Origin of the sequence: Methylobacterium sp. ap11 (genome assembly GCF_900110515.1) — a bacterium.
GTDB lineage: Bacteria > Pseudomonadota > Alphaproteobacteria > Rhizobiales > Beijerinckiaceae > Methylobacterium > Methylobacterium ajmalii.
Window position 1 is genome coordinate 93,150 of sequence record NZ_FOEB01000001.1, and the last position, 17,016, is coordinate 110,165.

Genomic DNA, 17,016 nt, shown 5'->3' on the forward strand with positions numbered 1-17,016 from the left:
TAGCACCCTGACGCGATCTTCGATCGCCCCAACCTCTCTCCCACACGGGAGAGGGCCCCCCGCGCCCGACTGTATCAGACCGGATCAAGCGGAAACCGTGTCACGCCCGCGCGTACAACCGATCCGCCCGGCTCTCGAACGCGTCCGTGAACTTGCGGAACGCCCGGTCGAACATCTTGCCCATGAGAAGCCCGAGCGCCAGGCTCTTGAACTCGTAGGTGATGAAGAACTCCACCGTGCAGCCGCCGTTCGGGGCCTCGCGGAAGGTCCAGCGGTTCTCGAGGTGGCGGAACGGGCCGTCGATGTACTCGGCCAGGATCTTCAGGTTCGGCCGGTCGAGGCGGACCCGGGTGGTGAAGTGCTCGGAGATCGCCTTGTAGCCGACGCCCATATCAGCGACGAGCGTCTCGGTACCGTCCTCGCCCTCCTGCTTGCGCAGCACCCGGAGCGAGTCGCAGAGCGGCAGGAACTCGGGATAGCGCTCGACGTCGGCGACGAGGTCGAACATCTCCGTCGGGCTGTGGCGGACGGTGCGGGTGGTGCGGAAGCTCGGCATCGGGTCAGACGGTCCCCAGCCGGTCGAGCCGGGCCTGCTTGAGCCGGGCGAAATCCTCGCCGGCATGGTGGGAGGAGCGGGTGAGCGGCGTCGCCGAGACGAGCAGGAAGCCCTTGGCGTAGGCGGTGGTCTCGTAGGCCTTGAAGGCGTCCGGCGTCACGAAGGACAGGACCGGGTGGTGCTTCTTCGTCGGCTGCAGGTATTGGCCGATGGTGAGGAAGTCGACCTCGGCCGAGCGCAGGTCGTCCATCAGCTGGAGCACCTCGTTGCGCTCCTCGCCCAGTCCCACCATGATCCCCGACTTGGTGAAGATGGTGGCGTCGAGTTCCTTGACCTGCTGCAGCAGCCGGATCGAGTGGAAGTAGCGGGCGCCGGGGCGCACCGTCAGGTACTTCGACGGCACGGTCTCGAGGTTGTGGTTGAACACGTCCGGGCGGGCCGCCACCACGATCTCCAGCGCGCCGTCCTTGCGCAGGAAGTCGGGGGTCAGGATCTCGACGGTGGTCGCGGGGCTCGAGCGCCGGATCGCCGCGATGACCGCCGCGAAATGCGAGGCGCCGCCATCCTTCAGGTCGTCGCGGTCGACCGAGGTGATGACGACGTGGTGCAGGCCGAGCTTGGCCACGGCCTCCGCCACACGCTCGGGCTCGGCCAGATCGAGGGCGTCCGGCATGCCGGTGCGCACGTTGCAGAACGCGCAGGCCCGGGTGCAGGTGTCCCCCATGATCATGAAGGTGGCGTGCTTCTTCTCCCAGCACTCGCCGATGTTGGGGCAGCCCGCCTCCTCGCACACCGTGACGAGCTTGTTCTCGCGCACGATGGCCTGGGTCTCGGCCCATTTCGGCGAGCCCGGCGCCTTGACGCGGATCCAGTCCGGCTTGCGCAGGATCGGCTGGTCGGGCCGGTGCGCCTTCTCCGGGTGACGGGGGCGCTGGTCGTTGCGCAGGAGGTCGAGGACGACGGCCATGGGATCCGGGCGGGAAGCGGTCGCGAACCCTTCGCGGCGCGGTCCTGACTTAAGATGTCCGGGCCGCCGGGGCAAATGGGGCGTGACGCGCCGCCGCGCGGCGCGCCAGCCCGGTCTTGCCGTCGCGCCAAGGCACAACGGTTTCGGGAAGGTCAGTAGCGCCGCTCGCCCCGGACCGCCCGCACCACCGCGATGACGATCACCGCCCCGACGGTCGCCGAGAAGAGGTTGCGCCAGAACCCGAAGATCGGGATGTGGAACTGTGCCGCCAGGAAGTTGCCGACCACGCCGCCGATGATGCCGAGCACGATGTTGCCGAGCAGGCCCATGTTGGAGTTCATGAAGCGCTCGGCCAGCCAGCCCGCCAGCGCGCCGATGACGATGGCCATCAGGAGGCCGACGCCCGGCTGCCCGAGCGCTCCGTACACGTGACCGTCCATGCTGTCCCCCTGTGTCGCCGCCGGTTCGCGGCCCGGGCATAGATGGGGTGGCGCGGTCGCGTTGCACCAGCCCGGGCTCGGCGGGAGATGCGAAATCCGACGCTGCGGAACTCCGATGATCGGGCTTCGCGCGCCGGCCGCCTACTTCCCCTCGGTCTTCCGCTCGCGGAACAGGAGCGCGAGGTTGCGCAGGTAGATCACCGTGCCGAGGCTCTGGCCGAGGATGAAGACCGGGTCGCGCCGGTAGAGCGCGTAGCCGAGCAGCACCGCCGAGCCGCCGAGCGACAGGAACCAGAACGAGAGCGGGATGACGCTGCGCCCCGCCTTCTCGCTGGCGACCCACTGGACGAGGAAGCGGGCGGTGAACAGCCCCTGCCCGACGAGGCCGACCAGCAGCACGAGGTCCACGGGGCCGGTGAACAGCGACCAGAAATAGGCGCTGAGCCCGTGCATGATGTCGGCGACCATCGCCCTACTCCGTCTCGACCTGCTCGACCTGCTCGACCTGCGGCACCCGGCGCCGGCGCCGGATCAGCCACCACACCCCGGCGAGGTCGAGGATGCCGACCCAGAGCCGGTCGAACAGGCCGTAATTCGAGTGGCCGGTGAGCCGCGGCCGGTCGACCACGTCGCCGTGGACGACGGAAAACCCCTCGCGGGCGACGAGGGCCGGCATGAAGCGGTGCAGCGCGTCGAAATACGGCAGGCGCAGGTACACCGCCCGTCGGAAGACCTTGAGGCCGCAGCCGGTATCGCGGGTCGCGTCCTTGAGGATGCGGCCGCGCACGCCGTTGGCGATGCGCGACTGGATCATCTTGCGCCGGCCGTCCTTGCGGCCGATGCGCTGCCCCTGCGCCAGCCCCGCGCCGGGGCCGGCCGCTTTCAGCGCCGCGACGAGGCCCGGGATGAAGGCCGGGTCGTTCTGGCCGTCGCCATCGAGCGTCGCGACGAACTCGCCGCGCGCCGCGAGCACGCCGCTGCGCACCGCCGCGCTCTGGCCGCAGCTTTCGCGGTGGCGCACCACCCGCAAGTTCGGGTGCCGCGCCCGCGCCGCCGCCAGGGCCGCCGGGGTGGCGTCGGTCGAGCCGTCGTCGACGTAGACGATCTCGAACGGGCTCAAGGGCGCGCAGGCCGCCGCGATCTCGGCGAGGAGGGGCGCGATGTTGCCGGCCTCGTTCTTCACCGGCACCACCACGCTGAGGCGGATCGCCTCCTGCTCCCGCACGGCCTGGTCCGGCATGGCCTTGTCGCTCTCCGTCTGGGTCACGGCGTCACCGCGTAGGCCGACAGCCCGACCGGCTTGCCGCCGTTAATGTTGAAGCCCGTCACGCGGCCGACCGGCTGCGCCGGGGTCGCACCGTCCGCGTCCGCGAACGCCTTGGCGAAGCGGTCCTCGACGTAGACGAGGCGGCAGCCGCCCCGGCGGAGGAAGGCGGCGGCCTCCTCGCCGGAATCGAGCATCGCGAGGTCGGTGCCGATCAGGAAGACCAGGCTCGGCTCGCGGTAGCCGAGGGTGCCGACCTTCGGATTCCGGCACGGCAGCGCGTCGCGGATCGCGGCGAGCCGCGGCGAGACCTTGAGGGCGGCAAGCGCCGGCTGGGTCAGGCCGAACACCGCCGGGCTCAGGAGCAGGCTCGCCAGCACCGCGGTCGCCAGCGCGCGCTCAGGGAACCCGTCCGCGAAGGCGCGCCAGGCGAGGAACGCGACGGCGCCGGCGGCGAGGAGCAGCGGCAGCCCCGCCCACGGGATCGTCCCGTCGAGGCGCCAGGCCGCGACGCAGAGGCCGATCGTGAGGCCGGCGGGGATGAACGGCACCAGGAGCGCCACGAGCCGCGCCCCCGGCCGGTCGCGATGGACCGCCCCGCGGGCGACCGCCATCACGGCGAGGATCGCCAGCGCCGTGCACAGCGGCAGCACGTAATGCGGCAGCTTGGTCGGCACCGCCTCGAAGACGAGCCAGGACGGCAGCACCCAGGCGACCAGGAAGGCGACGCCGTCCTCGCGCCGGTTCGCCCAGGCGAAGGGGATCGCCATCGCGGCGAAGGCGGCCGCGGGCCAGAAGGTGGCGAAGACGACCAGCAGGTAGGTGCCGGGCGGCGCCCAGTGCTGGGTCTGGGCGGTGCCGACCTTGCCCAGCATGTCGTGGCCCACCGCCTCGCCGTAGAAGGCGCCCCCGCTCTTCAGCGTGATGGCGACGAACCAGGGCGCGACGAGGACCAGCACCAGGATCAGGCCGAGGCCCGGGCGCAGGCGCGTCAGCCAGGCGCCGGATCGGGCAAAGACCGAGAGGCCGAGCGCGGCGAGCCCGGCGAACATCGGCACCATCGGTCCCTTGACCAAGATGCCGAGCGCCACCGCGAGCCAGAAGGTCAGCACCGTGCCGGTCGGCAGCCGGAGGGCGGCGGCGCGGGTCAGCCACGCCCGGGCGAGCGCCCCCATGGCGGCGACCGCGCAGGCGGTGAGCAGCGCGTCGGTCTTGGCGAGCCGCGCCTCGGCCGAGAGCATCACGCTGGCTCCCACCAGGGCGGCGGCGAGCAGGGCCTGGCGCCGCGGCAGGAAGGCGAGCGCGGCCCAGTAGCCGAGCAGCACCGTGGCGACGGCGCCGATCAGCGAGGGGATGCGGTAGAGCCAGATGGCGGTGCGGGCGCCCGGCACGCCCAGCGCCTCGCCGGCGGCGACGACCGCGCTCTGGGCCCAGTAGATCCCGACCGGCTTCTTGTGCCGGGCCTCGCCCTGGAAGCGGATGTCGACGAACTCGCCCGATTCGAGCATCTGCTTCGAGGCCTGGGCGAAGCGCGGCTCGTCCCGGTCCATCGGCTGGAGCGAGGCGAATCCCGGCAGGAAGCAGACCAGCGACAGGACGACGAGCAGCGCGCAGGCCGCCCCGTGGCTGCGCGCCCCGAGATCGAGGAGGCGCTCCGCGAAGAGGCCCACGGAGGCGGCGCGGCCGGGGCGGCGCCCGGCGGCAAGGCTCGTCAATGCATGGCTCCGAACCGGAAATCCCGACGCGCACGGCGCCTGTCGCGGCGGGCGCCCGTGTCGGTGATCCGGTCCGGAAAGTCAATTTTTCGCGGCCGGAGCGGCGGGGCGTCTCGACCGGCCCGGGGAGCGGTCGGAACCCTGCCGTTACGCCATCTCGAACAGGAATCCGTCCACCGCCGGGATCGGCACCGACAGGCTGACCCCGCGCGAGGCCCGCGACAGGCGCCAGGGGCGCTCGCGGCCGGCGCGCACCGCCTCGGAGGGGCGCAGGCGGCGGGTGGCGCCGTCCTCGCCGACCTCGTCGATGGTGAGGAAGCCGTAGACGAGCAGGCGCGAGGCGAGCAGCTTGGTCTCGCGGTCGCCGGCGGCCACCGGCAGGCTGCCGGCCTCGTAGACCGTGTCCATCAGGCTGCGCTGGTCGCGCCGCGCGGCGGCGACCCGGGGGCTCGGCGCGAGCTCGTGCTCGATCGGACCGGGACGCTCCCGGCGCCGGAACGCCACCACTTTTCCCCCTTCGAAGGCTCGACCTCCCTCGGGGGCGCCGTCCTGGCCCGACAGGTTACGCATACGCACCACACCCTTCGACGCGCCGCCGACTCGTACAGGCCGCGGCGATGCGGAGGATTCGATGATTCCGCTTAACGCCCGATTGACCCTGAGCGCGATCGCCCCGTGCCGGATCGGCGCAGGCACCCGCGCCCTCGCCTCGTCCCGGCGCCCTCGCCCGGGGCGGGCATCGCGTGTATGAGCGCCGGCGCTTCCCCCCTTCCCGGCGCACGAGGAGCCCGCCCGCATGACCGAACCGGCCCCCTCGCGCCCGGCCGCCCTGGCGGTGGAGGACCTGGCCTGCCGGTTCGGCCGGGTGCAGGCCCTCGCCGGCGTCTCGCTCGCCGTGCGCCCCGGCGAGGTGATGGCGCTGCTGGGCGATTCCGGTTGCGGCAAGAGCACGCTGCTGCGGGTCGTGGCCGGGCTCGAGGCGCCGCAGGCCGGCACGGTGCGGCTCGACGGGCGCCTCGTCGCCGGGCCGGGGACGCGCGTGCCGCCCGAGGCGCGCGGCGTCGGCCTGATGTTCCAGGACTACGCCCTCTTCCCCCACCTCACGGTGCGCGAGAACATCCGCTTCGGCCTCAAGGGCCAGCCGCCCGCCGCCCGCGAGGCGGCCGACGAGCTCCTGGAGCAGGTCGGCCTCGCGGCCCATGCCGGCGCCTACCCGCAGACCCTGTCGGGCGGCGAGCAGCAGCGGGTGGCGCTGGTGCGGGCCCTCGCCCCGGGGCCGCGGCTCTTGCTCCTCGACGAGCCGTTCTCCAACCTCGACCGGCGGATGCGCGACCGGGTGCGCGAGGACACGGTGGCGCTCCTGCGCCGCACCGGCACCACCGCCCTGATGGTGACGCACGATCCCGAGGAGGCGCTGGCGGTGGCGACCCGCATCGCGCTGATGCGCCGCGGCCGCATCGTCCAGGTCGCCACCGGGGAGGCGCTCTACCGCCGCCCCGAGAGCCTGTTCGCCGCCCGCTTCCTCGCCGACGCCGCCGAGATCCCGACCCGGATCGCCGGGGGCCGGGCCGGCACGCCCCTCGGCGCGGTGCCGGCCCCCCACCTGCCGGAGGGCGCCCCGGTCCGGGTCTGCCTGCGGCCCGAGGCCCTGCGGGTCGGGGCGCCGGGGGACGGCCTGCCCGCCCAGGTCCTGCGCCGCACCTTCCTGGGGGCGGCGAGTGTGCTCCATCTCGGCTTGCCGGGCCTCTCCCTGCCCCTGCGCGCGCGCCTGCCCGGGCCGGGCCCCTACGGCCCGGGCGACGCCGTCGGGGTGACGCTGGTGCCGGATTCCGTGCTGGTCCTGCCCGACGAGGAAGCCGCGTAGCCCGCAAGACTTACGCGCCGGATCGAGCAGGCTTACATTGAAACAACTAAAATCTATCGTGCTTGCTTTTGTTTCGGGATTGCTTCTCTAGGAGGCGCCACCTTCGGGAGACGCCCCTTGTCCCTGTCACGTATCGCGCTCGGCCTCCTCGGTCTCGTCGCCCTCGCGGGCCCCGCCCGTGCCCAAGGCGCCCCGGAGGGCGCCCGCGAGGTCAACCTCTACACCACCCGCGAGCCCGGCCTGATCCGCCCGCTGCTGGACGCCTTCACCAAGGCGAGCGGCGTCAAGGTCAACACGGTGTTCGTGGACAAGGGCCTGTCCGAGCGCGTCGCCGCCGAGGGCGCCCGCTCCGCCGCCGACGTGATGATGACGGTCGACATCGGCAACCTGATCGAGCTCGTCGACCGCGACCTCGCCCAGCCGGTGCGCTCCCCCGCCCTCGAGGCGGCGATCCCCGCCGCCCTGCGCGACCCCGAGGGGCGCTGGTTCGCCCTCTCGACCCGGGCCCGGGTGGCCTATGCCGACCCGGACCTGCGCGACCTCGCCGGGCTGACCTACGAGGACCTCGCCGACCCGAAATGGAAGGGCAAGGTCTGCCTGCGCTCCGGACAGCACCCCTACAACACCGCGCTGATCGCCGCCTACCTGGTCAAGCACGGCGAGGCCAAGACCGAGGCCTGGCTGCGCGGCCTCAAGGACAACCTCGCCCGCAAGGCGGCCGGCGGCGACCGCGACGTCGCCCGCGACATCGTCGCCGACCTCTGCGACGTCGGGCTCGGCAATTCCTACTACGTCGGCCTGATGCGCAGCGGCCGCGGCGGCCCGGAGCAGCAGAAGTGGGGCGAGGGCATCCAGGTCGTGCTGCCGACGTTCCAGGGCGGCGGCACCCACGTCAACGTCTCGGGCGCCGTGGTGGCGAAGAACGCCCCGCACCGCGACAACGCCGTCAAGCTGCTCGAGTACCTCGCCTCCGACGAGGCGCAAGCGCTCTATGCCAAGGCCGATTACGAGTACCCGGTGAAGCCCGGCGTCGCCGTCGACCCGCTGCTCGCCGCCCTCGGGCCGCTCAAGGTCGATGCCACCCCGCTCGTCGAGATCGCCCGCAACCGCAAGGCGGCGAGCCTGCTCGTCGACAAGGTCGGCTTCGACCGCTGACCCGCGATCCGTCTCCGTCGTGCGGGGCGGAGACGGATGAAACTCGGGAAACCTCCTCTCCTCGCTGGTGCAGGGCTGTCCGGGTAAAAGAATAACGCACTTCCCCTCTCCCGTGTGGGAGAGGGGCCAGGGGTGAGGGTGACACTTTTTAGTGTAAAGCTGAGGCTATTGTGCTGGCAACTCCACACTCTTCGCTTCACACGGGGACGTGTCACCCTCACCCCTACCCCTCTCTCACGCGGGAGAGGGGATCCCGTGCCCGATACTTAAAGGGATTTCCCCCGGACAGCCTTGCCGCCCGCGGGGAGAGGAGAGCCCTGCGCTCTTCTCGTCTCGAACATTCTACCGAACAGGCTCCCGCCGACGGAGGGAGGGCGGTGCGAAGGCGACGGTGCCGGGGGTGGTCCCGGTCCCTCCCCCGGTCTCCGTTGCCGCTCTCTGCCTTGACGGAACTTGCCGGTTCCTGGACGAGCGGGGCCGACCGACGCGGCTCCCGCCTGGATTGATCCCATGCCCGACGACCTCCGCCACCCGACCCGACGGACGCTGCTGGGCGGCACCGCCGCCCTGGCGGCCGGCCTCGCCGCGACGGGGGCCGCGGCCCAGGCGCCCGCCCCCGCCCCGCGCCGCTCGCGGCTGATCCTGCTCGGGACGGCCGGCGGCCCGACGCCGAAGCCCAACCGCGCGGCGCCGGCCCAGGCCGTCGTGGTCGACGGGCACACCTACCTGATCGATGCCGGCAACGGGACCGGCCGGCAGATGGTGCTGGCCAAGCTCAAGCTCGGCTCGCTCGATTCGGTGTTCCTCACCCACCAGCACTCGGACCACAACGCCGATTACGGCAACGTCCTGCTGCTCGCCTGGGCGACCGACCTCGCCCACCGCGTCGATACCTACGGGCCGCCGCCCCTCGCCCGGATGACGCGCCAGTTCCTCGACCTGAACGACTACGACATCAAAACCCGGATGGAGGACGAGGGGCGCCCGGCGCTCGCCGACCTGATCGTGCCGCACGAGATCACCGGGCCCGGCCCGGTGATGCGCGACGAGCGCGTCACGGTGACGGCCGCCCTCGTCCAGCACCCGCCGGTCGAGCCGGCCTTCGCCTACCGCTTCGACTGTCCCGACCGGTCGATCGTGATCTCGGGCGACACTCGCTACTCGCCGAACCTGATCGCGCTCGCCAAGGGCGCCGACGTGCTCGTCCACGAGGTCATGTACCTGCCCGAGCTCGACAAGCTCATCGCCACCGAGCCCAACGCCAAGACCTTGCGCGAGCACCTGATCGCCAGCCACACCACCACCGAGGAGGTCGGGCGCGTCGCGACCGAGGCCGGCGTGAAGACGCTGGTGCTCTCGCATTTCGTGCCCGGCGGCTACCCGTTCATCAAGGACGAGGTCTGGCTCGAGGCGGTGCGGCCGCATTTCAAGGGCGAGATCGTCGTCGGCCGCGACCTGATGGAACTCTGATGCCGCGCGACGTCGCGCCGATCCGGGTCGACCGGCCTCCCGTCGGCAGGGGCCGCTCGTGACGGATCGCGACGGCCTGATCGAGCGGGATCTCGACGGTGCGGCCCCGCCCCGGCGGACCGCCGCTCCGGTGCGGGGCGCTCCCGCCGTGCCGGCGACCCGGACGCGCGCCCCGTGGGCCGTCGCGACCGGCCGGGCGCGGCGGCCCGGGCTCCTGCTCCCGGCCTGGACGCTCGCCGCCGGCCTCACCGCCCTCCTGGTCCTGGCGCCGGTCGCGGCGCTCGGGCTCGAGGCGCTGCAGGGCTCGGGCGGGCTGTGGCCGCACCTCCTCGCCCACGTCCTGCCCCCGGCTCTGCACGACACCGCCCTGCTGCTCGCCGGGGTCGGAATCGTCGTCGTGGCGGTCGGCACCGGGGCGGCCTGGCTCGTCGCGGCCTACGAGTTCCCGGGGCGGCGCCTGCTCGACTGGGCGCTGCTGCTGCCGCTGGCCGTGCCCACCTACATCGCGGCATATGCCTATCTCGACCTCCTGCACCCGGTCGGTCCGGTGCAGGGCGCGATCCGGGCGCTCCTCGGCTATGCCCGCCCGCGCGACCTGGTCCTGCCGGACCTGCGCTCCCTGCCCGGCTGCATCCTGCTCCTCGGCTTCGTGCTCTATCCCTACGTCTACCTGCCGACCCGGGCGCTGTTCCTGATGCAGTCGGCGACGCTGGTCGAGGCCGGGCGCAGCCTCGGGGCCCGGCCGGCCGCCGTGTTCCTGCGGGTCGCCCTGCCGCTCGCCCGCCCGGCCATCGCGCTCGGTGCCAGCCTGGCGCTGCTCGAAGCCCTCAACGACATCGGGGCGGCGGAATTCCTGGGCGTGCGCACCCTCACGGTCTCGATCTACGACACCTGGGTCAACCGCTCCGACCTGCCCGGCGCCGCCGGCCTGGCGCTGGTGATGCTCGCCGCCTGCCTCGGCCTGATCGCGGTCGAGCGCCGGGCCCGGCGCGGTCGCGGCTATGCCGGGGCGGCGCAGCGCCCGCGCCGGATGAGCCGCACGCCGCTCTCCGGTCCCGCGGCCCTCGCGGCCCTCGCCCTCGGCCTCGTGCCGGTCGCCCTCGGCTTCCTGGCGCCGGCGAGCTACCTCGCGGTCGAGGCCTCCCGGCGCCTGCACCGGGCCGGCCTGTCCGGGGCGATCCTGTCGGAGAGCCTCAACACCCTGGTCTATGCCGCCCTCGCGACCGTGGTCGCCACCGCCCTCGGCCTCGTCGTCGCGGCGGGGCCGCGGCTCCTCGGCGGGCGCTGGCGCGAGGCGCTCCTGCGCTGCGCCACCTTCGGCTACGCGATCCCCGGGGCGATCCTGGCGATCGGCCTGCTGCCGCCGCTCGCCGCCCTCGACGGCCTTCTCGACGGCGCGAGCCGGGCCCTCACCGGCGCGCCGCTCGCCGCCATGGGCCTCGGCACCGGGGCGGCCCTCGTCTACGCCTACGCGGTGCGCTTCCTCGCCGTCACCGCCGGCAGCAGCGAGGCCGGCCTCGCCCGGGTGCCGCGCTCGCTCGGCGACGCCGCCCGGATCCTCGGCCGCGGCCCGGTCGGCGCCCTGGCCAAGGTCCACCTGCCGCTGACCTGGCCGGCGCTCCTCGGCGGCGCGCTCCTGGTCTTCGTCGATTGCGTCAAGGAGCTGCCCGCGACCCTGATCCTGCGCCCGCTCAACGTCGAGACCCTGGCGACCCACCTCTACGGCGAGGCCGCCCGCGGCACCTACGAGGACGGCGCGGTCGCCGCCCTGCTCATCGTCGCGGTCGGGCTCCTGCCGGTGGCGCTGCTCCTGCGGGTCTCGACCCCGAAGGTGTCCCCCGGGGCATGATACCCCAGCGCCTTCGAACGGACGCGTTCGAAGGCGCTGGATAAGCCCCAATGGGCGCCGGCGCCGATGCGCCGGCGCGAGGATACGACGGGTCAGCCCGCGCGGGCGTGCTCGCGGAAGAACCGCAGCATCTCCGCGCTGGCGTCCGGCCCCCGCGGCTCGGTGTAGGAGCCGTCCGGGCTGCCGCCCGACCAGGCGTGGCCGGCCCCGTGCAGCACCCACTTCTCGACGATCTCCCGGCCGGCCGCGTCCGCGTGGACGCGGCGGGTCCAGCCGATGCCGCCGGGGGATTGCCCCTGCGTCACGGTCTCGGTCAGGCCCGGGCCCGGCAGCGCCTGGGCGGCCACCCGCTCGCCGTTGAGGGGGTGCACCGTGCGGTCGCCGTCGCCGTGGAAGACGATGGTGGGCACGCTCCCGCCCGTCCGCTTGGGCGCCGCCCCGCCCTGGCCCATCGCGGCGAGCGCCGAGGGCAGGTCCCGGGCCGCCCCGCAGGCGAGCCCCGAATGGATGCCGGCTGCCGCGAACACGTCCGGATAGGCCGCGGCCAGGATCGCCGCCGCCGCGCCGCCGGCCGAGAGCCCGGCGACGTAGACCCGGGCCGGGTCGGCGCCGAATTCCGCCACGACCTCCCGGGCGATGCCGGCGATCAGCGCCGGCTCGCCCGCGCCGCGGCCCTGGTCGCGGGGCTCGAACCAGTTCCAGCATTTCTGGGCGTTGGCCGCCCGCTCCTGTCGCGGATAGACCACGATCAGCCCCTGCTCCTCGGCGAGCGCGTTCATCCGCGTGCCGAGGGCGAAGTCGTCCGGGTCCTGGGTGCAGCCGTGCAGCATCACGACCACCGGCAGGGTCTCCCCGTCCCGGCCGCTCGGCACGTAGACCTTGTAGGTCAGGCCGCCGGCCGGGCCCGCGAAGCGCCGCTCCTCGAACCGGGCGCCCGGCGGCACCGGCACGGATCGGCGCGCCCCGAGCCCGTGGCCGAGGCCCGCCCCCAAGCCCGCACCCAAGCTTGCCCCAAGGCCCGCCTTCAGGGCCGCGCCGAGGTCGGCGCCCGGCTTGGCATCCATGCCCGCCCCGAGCCCGCCGGAGCGCAGCAGGTCGGCGAGGCCGCCGGCCTGGCCGGCTTTCCGCATCAGCGTCCGCAAGGTGTCCGGCATCTCGGGCAGGCCCGACGGTGCCGCCGCGGCCTGCGCCGGGCCATCCCCCGGGACGGTCCAGGCACCGCCCGGCTCCGTGGGGGCCTCCAAGTCGACGGCTTCCTTGATGTCGACGGCGTCCTTGATGTCGACGGCTCCCTCGAGGGCGGTCCCCGCCCCGCGCGGCGCCGAGGCCGGCGAGGGCGAGGGCCCGGCCGGGGCATGGCCCTGGAGCAGCGCCATCGCCTCGGCGAGGCGGCCGGCGCGGGTGAGGCGGGTCACCTCCGCCATGTCGACGGCGGCGAGGTTCATCGACGACAGGCCGGCCGGGTGCGGGCCGCCGCGGAACGGATCGAAGGCGCTCATGGGGATCATCCTTGCGGAGTTCGGGGAGGGGCGGGTCGAGGGGCCGGAGGTCAGGCGATGCGGTCGGCCAGCGCCGCCTTGACGGCGGCGCTGGCGTGGAAGGCGCCGAGCACCTGGATCGACGCGATGGCGGCCCGGGCGAGCTCCGGCGTGACGTCGTCGGCGATGCTGGCGAGCCCGAGCACCTGGATGCTCAGCGGCGTCCCGGCCGCCCGCGCCGCCTCGAGCTCGGCCCTGGTGATGTGCGTCAGCCCCAGGCTGAGCTGGCGGCGCGCCACCGCCTGGCGCACCGCCTCCTCCTGCCGGTCGAGCTGGTTGCGCACCGCCGTGCGGATGAAGTCGGCGCGGTTGGCGTAGAAGCCGTCGCGCACCATCAGGTCGATGCGGCCGAGGTCGACGAAGCCGAGATTGACCGTGACCTTCTCGCTGTCCGGCACCTTGGGCCGCAGCTCGTGAACGGTGCCCGTCATCCTGTCGCCTTCCTCTGACCATCCTGTTGGATGGTCTGGAGATGGCGACGGGAGGTTCGGTCCGCAAGGGGCGGTGTCCCGGAACGGATCGATCGCCCGTGCCGTTTGGCCCGTTGGAGCGCCGGCGCCGTCCGCTTGCCGGACCATACGGGGAGACGCCCGGCCTCGACGCCCCGGCGGCCCGCGCGTAAGGCTTTGCCCCGCATGACCACACCCGATCGGACCCCGCCGGACCGGGACGCGGCGCTCCAGTCCGGCAGGCCCCGCCCGGCTTTGCCCCTTCCCGCCGCGGACGAATCCGCCCTCGCCGCGGGCCTGGCGGCCGGCACCGCCACCCGCATGCTGGCGATGCGCCTGGCGATGCTGGGGGTGCTGGCGGTCTCGGCCCATCTCAGCGACGGCGTGCTGCATGCCGGCAGCCACTGGTTCATCCTGGGCGGCTACGCGGTCTCCTCGCTCTGGCTCGCCGCCACGGCGCGGCGGCGGGGCGGGGCGCGGCTCGCCTGGATCGCGACGCTGCTCGACGCGGCGCTCGCCGCCTATATCGTGCTCGAGCACATGGTGGCGGCCGCCGAGGTCGCCGACGAGCCCGGCACGATGGCGAGCCGCCTGCCGGCCTTCCTGCTGCTGCTCGAATCCGGCCTCACGCTCAGGCCGCGCCATACGGCAGTCTTCGCCGCCCTCGTCGCGGGGGTATGGTCGGGCGCCCTCGGCCTCGGGCTCCTCGATCCGCAGCTCGGCCTGCCGCCGGCGGCGAACGTCTTCGGGCTCCTGTCCTTCCTGGTCGCGGCCGCCTTCGTGATCGAGGGGGCGCTGCGCCTGCGCCGGGGGGTGGCCACGATGCTGCGCCTCGAGCACGAGCGGGCGACGCTGGCGCGCTTCGTGCCGGCGGGAATCGACCTCGTGCGCCGCGACGGGCCGACGGCGCTCCAGCCACGCCACGCCTGCCTGCTCGCCCTCGACATCCGGGGTTTTTCGGCGCTGACCCGGCGCTGGGGCGAGGCGCGGGTGCTCGACTGGCTGCTGGCGGTGCGGGCGCTCGCCCACGCGGCGGTGACCGAGCGCGGCGGCCTCGTCGACAAGTATGTCGGCGACGGGGTGCTGGCCCAGTTCGTCGACGGCGCCCCGGCCGAGCAGGCAGCGGCGGCGCTCGCCTGCGTGCGCGAGATCGAGGCGCGGATGCACGCGATGAACGAGGCGCGCCGCCGCGAGGGTCTGCCGGCGCTCGCCCTCACCGCCGCGCTGCATGCCGGCGAGGTCCTGGTCGGCGTCCTGGACGACGGCTGGCGGGCCGAGTTCACCGTGCTCGGGCCGGCGATGAACGCGCTCGCCCGGGTCGAGGCCCGGGCCAAGCGCGAGGACCTGGCGGTCGCGGTCTCGAAGCGGGTGATGCGGCTCCTCGGCCCGGCCGCCCCCCCGGGCCGGCGCCTGCCGCGGCGCCCGGGCGAGGAGGATTGCCCCGATCTGTTCGGCCTTGATCCCCTGCCCGTCGCCGCCCCGGCCCCTATCTCCCCGGATCTGCCGGTGACGGCGGCGCCGTGAGCGCCGCCGGGCCGGCCCCCTCCTGCCCCCGAGTCGCGCGTGCCCGAATCGCCCTCCCTGGAATTCCGCTCGCCGCCGCGTCCCCTGCGGGAGGACGGGACGCCGCGCCGGGTCGGCGTCGAGATCGAGTTCACCGGGCCCTCGGCCCGGATCGCCGCCGCGGCGCTGGCCGCCGGCCTCGGCGGGCGCCTCGCCGAGGAGGATCCGCATGCCTTCCGGCTCGAGGGCACGTCGCTCGGCGACCTGCGGGTCGAGCTCGACCTGCGCGCCGCCCATCCGCAGCGCCGCATGATCGAGCCCGGCGCGCTGCCCCGCCTGCCGGTCCGCGCCGCCGGCCGCTCGCTCGCCGCCCTCCTCGGCCCGGTCGTGCCCCGCGAGCTGATCACCGGCCCCCTCGCCTTCGACCGGCTGCCGGAGGTCGACCGGCTCGCTGCCCTGCTGCACGGCGCCGGCGGCCGGGGACGCGGCGCGGTGCTCCTCGGCTCGCTCGGGCTGCACTTCAACGTCGAGCCGCCGGATCTCACCGCCGCGACCCTGACCGGCCTGCTCAAGGCCTATCTTCGCTCCGAGCCGCAACTGCGCCGGGAGACCGCGGCCGGCGGTTTCCTCGCCGCCCGCGGGCTGCCGCCGCCCTTCCCCGCGCCCTACGCCGCCAAGGTGCTCGATCCCGCCTACCGGCCCGACCTCGACGGCCTTGCCGGCGATTATCTGGCGGCCAACCCGACCCGCCACCGCGGCCTCGACCTCCTGCCGCTCCTCGCCCACCGCGACGAGGCCGGCGTGCGCGCCGCCCTGCCGCCGGACGAGAAGGTGAGCCCGCGGCCGGTGCTGCACTACCGGATGCCCCAGGCCCATGTCGGTCTGGCGGGCTGGAGCCTGGCGCCCGCCTGGAACCTCTGGGTCGGGGTGGAGGAGATGGCCGAGGGCGCGGCGCCGGCCCGCCAGGCGGCGTCCGATCCCGCTTGAGCGCGGCGGCGACGCCCGTTAAGCTCAGGCCCGATGACCGACCCCCGCTCCCCCCGCGCGACCGTCTGGTGGCGCTTCTCCTGAGGAAGCGGCCGTCGTCATCCTGTTGCGACCGATGCCGCCGTGCGGTGGCATGGTCGGTCCTCTGAGGCTCTCGGCACCCGTCGGCGCGGCGGCTGTCTTCGAGAAGAGAGCCCCGATGTCGTCAAAGCCCGTCATCCTCACCGGCGACCGTACCACCGGTCCGCTGCATCTCGGCCATTACGCCGGCTCGCTGCGCAACCGCGTCGCGCTCCAGCACGACCACCGCCAGTACCTGCTGCTCGCCGACGCCCAGGCGCTGACCGACAACGCCCACGATCCGGCCCGCATCGCCCGCAACGTGATCGAGGTCGCGACCGATTACCTCGCGGTCGGCATCGATCCGGCGGTGACGACGCTTTGCGTGCAATCGGCCCTGCCGGCGCTCGCCGAGCTGACCCTGCTCTACCTCAACCTCGTCACGGTGGCCCGGCTCGAGCGCAACCCGACGATCAAGGACGAGATCCAGGCTCGCGGCTTCGGCCGCGACATCCCGGCGGGCTTCCTGTGCTACCCGGCGGCCCAGGCCGCCGACATCACGGCGTTCCGCGCCACCCTGGTCCCGGTCGGGGCGGACCAGGCGCCCCTGATCGAGCAGGCCAACGAGATCGTCCGCCGGATCAACCGGCAGGCCGGGCGCGACCTCCTGCCGGAGGCGACCGCGCTGATCCCGCCGGTCGGGCGCCTGCCCGGGGTCGACGGGCGGGCCAAGATGAGCAAGTCCGGCGGCAACGCCATGCCGCTCTCGGCTTCCGACGCCGAGATCGCCGCGGCGGTGCAGCGGATGTACACCGATCCCGACCACCTGCGCGCCTCCGATCCCGGCCGGGTCGAGGGCAACGTGGTCTTCACCTATCTCGACGCCTTCGACCCCGACCCGGACGCGGTGGCGGCGCTCAAGGCGCATTACCGCCGCGGCGGCCTGGGCGATGCCGCCCTCAAGCAGCGCCTCGCCGGCATCCTGCGCGACCTCCTCGGGCCGATCCGCGAGCGGCGTGCCGCGATCGCCCGCGACCCCGACCGGGTGCGGGACGTGCTGCGCACCGGCACCGCGCAGGCCCGCCGCCTCACCGAGGAGACCCGCGACGCGGTGCAGGACGCCCTCGGGCTCTTCCGGCTCTGACCCTGCTTGTGCGCGGCTGCAAGCCTGACCTTGCATCGCCGCGCATTTCAAACCG

Annotated in this window: 16 protein-coding genes; 7 read left to right on the top strand and 9 right to left on the bottom strand. The window is 73.9% G+C overall.

All coding sequences use genetic code 11. The features are described 5' to 3' along the window. Positions 1-100: 100 nt before the first annotated feature. From BMX97_RS00440 to BMX97_RS33450, 7 genes are all read right to left on the bottom strand, one after another. Positions 101-556 (bottom strand): type II toxin-antitoxin system RatA family toxin, encoded by a 456-nt coding sequence (locus BMX97_RS00440; protein ID WP_048431019.1) that lies wholly within the window; start codon positions 554-556, stop codon positions 101-103. 4 nt (positions 557-560) lie between these two features. Continuing rightward, positions 561-1,523 carry a lipoyl synthase gene (lipA, locus tag BMX97_RS00445; RefSeq protein WP_091744350.1) on the bottom strand — a complete coding sequence of 321 codons (963 nt, stop codon included), beginning with the start codon at positions 1,521-1,523 and terminating at the stop codon, positions 561-563. Positions 1,524-1,675: 152 nt separating this feature from the next. Then, complete coding sequence (locus BMX97_RS00450; RefSeq protein WP_060847754.1) at positions 1,676-1,963, bottom strand: GlsB/YeaQ/YmgE family stress response membrane protein; 288 nt, start codon at positions 1,961-1,963, stop codon at positions 1,676-1,678. Positions 1,964-2,104: 141 nt separating this feature from the next. Further along, positions 2,105-2,431, bottom strand: a complete 327-nt coding sequence (locus BMX97_RS00455; RefSeq protein ID WP_091744352.1) for a lipid-A-disaccharide synthase N-terminal domain-containing protein — start codon at positions 2,429-2,431, stop codon at positions 2,105-2,107. A gap of 4 nt (positions 2,432-2,435) precedes the next feature. Next, on the bottom strand, positions 2,436-3,203 hold the full coding sequence (locus BMX97_RS00460; RefSeq protein ID WP_177202097.1) for a glycosyltransferase: 768 nt from the start codon (positions 3,201-3,203) through the stop codon (positions 2,436-2,438). A gap of 23 nt (positions 3,204-3,226) precedes the next feature. Next, complete coding sequence (locus BMX97_RS00465) at positions 3,227-4,942, bottom strand: ArnT family glycosyltransferase (RefSeq protein ID WP_091744354.1); 1,716 nt, start codon at positions 4,940-4,942, stop codon at positions 3,227-3,229. Between the two features lie 147 nt (positions 4,943-5,089). Next, on the bottom strand, positions 5,090-5,512 hold the full coding sequence (locus BMX97_RS33450) for a hypothetical protein (RefSeq protein ID WP_244538238.1): 423 nt from the start codon (positions 5,510-5,512) through the stop codon (positions 5,090-5,092). A 226-nt stretch (positions 5,513-5,738) separates the two neighbouring features. Between BMX97_RS33450 and BMX97_RS00475 the strand changes: the two genes are divergently transcribed. From BMX97_RS00475 to BMX97_RS00490, 4 genes are all read left to right on the top strand, one after another. Next, positions 5,739-6,806 (top strand): ABC transporter ATP-binding protein, encoded by a 1,068-nt coding sequence (locus BMX97_RS00475; RefSeq protein WP_091744356.1) that lies wholly within the window; start codon positions 5,739-5,741, stop codon positions 6,804-6,806. Positions 6,807-6,923: 117 nt separating this feature from the next. Continuing rightward, complete coding sequence (locus BMX97_RS00480; protein WP_091744358.1) at positions 6,924-7,961, top strand: extracellular solute-binding protein; 1,038 nt, start codon at positions 6,924-6,926, stop codon at positions 7,959-7,961. 510 nt (positions 7,962-8,471) lie between these two features. Continuing rightward, on the top strand, positions 8,472-9,431 hold the full coding sequence (locus tag BMX97_RS00485; RefSeq protein ID WP_091744360.1) for an MBL fold metallo-hydrolase: 960 nt from the start codon (positions 8,472-8,474) through the stop codon (positions 9,429-9,431). Between the two features lie 214 nt (positions 9,432-9,645). Beyond that, complete coding sequence (locus tag BMX97_RS00490; protein WP_177202098.1) at positions 9,646-11,280, top strand: ABC transporter permease; 1,635 nt, start codon at positions 9,646-9,648, stop codon at positions 11,278-11,280. 92 nt (positions 11,281-11,372) lie between these two features. Here BMX97_RS00490 and BMX97_RS00495 read toward each other — a convergent pair whose 3' ends face one another. Both BMX97_RS00495 and BMX97_RS00500 read right to left on the bottom strand, forming a co-directional pair. Then, on the bottom strand, positions 11,373-12,725 hold the full coding sequence (locus tag BMX97_RS00495; RefSeq protein WP_091745062.1) for an extracellular catalytic domain type 1 short-chain-length polyhydroxyalkanoate depolymerase: 1,353 nt from the start codon (positions 12,723-12,725) through the stop codon (positions 11,373-11,375). A 104-nt stretch (positions 12,726-12,829) separates the two neighbouring features. Beyond that, on the bottom strand, positions 12,830-13,249 hold the full coding sequence (locus BMX97_RS00500) for a CopG family transcriptional regulator (RefSeq protein ID WP_091744362.1): 420 nt from the start codon (positions 13,247-13,249) through the stop codon (positions 12,830-12,832). A gap of 204 nt (positions 13,250-13,453) precedes the next feature. On the opposite strand from BMX97_RS00500, the gene BMX97_RS00505 reads away from it, so the two are divergent. The 3 genes from BMX97_RS00505 (at position 13,454) to trpS (ending at position 16,961) form a co-directional block, all read left to right on the top strand. Further along, complete coding sequence (locus tag BMX97_RS00505) at positions 13,454-14,791, top strand: adenylate/guanylate cyclase domain-containing protein (RefSeq protein WP_177202075.1); 1,338 nt, start codon at positions 13,454-13,456, stop codon at positions 14,789-14,791. A 39-nt stretch (positions 14,792-14,830) separates the two neighbouring features. Next, positions 14,831-15,757, top strand: coding sequence for an amidoligase family protein (locus BMX97_RS00510; RefSeq protein WP_244538204.1), 927 nt, complete (start codon positions 14,831-14,833; stop codon positions 15,755-15,757). A 199-nt stretch (positions 15,758-15,956) separates the two neighbouring features. Further along, entirely contained in the window at positions 15,957-16,961 is a 1,005-nt protein-coding gene (gene trpS / locus BMX97_RS00515; RefSeq protein ID WP_091744366.1) for a tryptophan--tRNA ligase, read from the top strand. Positions 16,962-17,016: the final 55 nt, after the last annotated feature.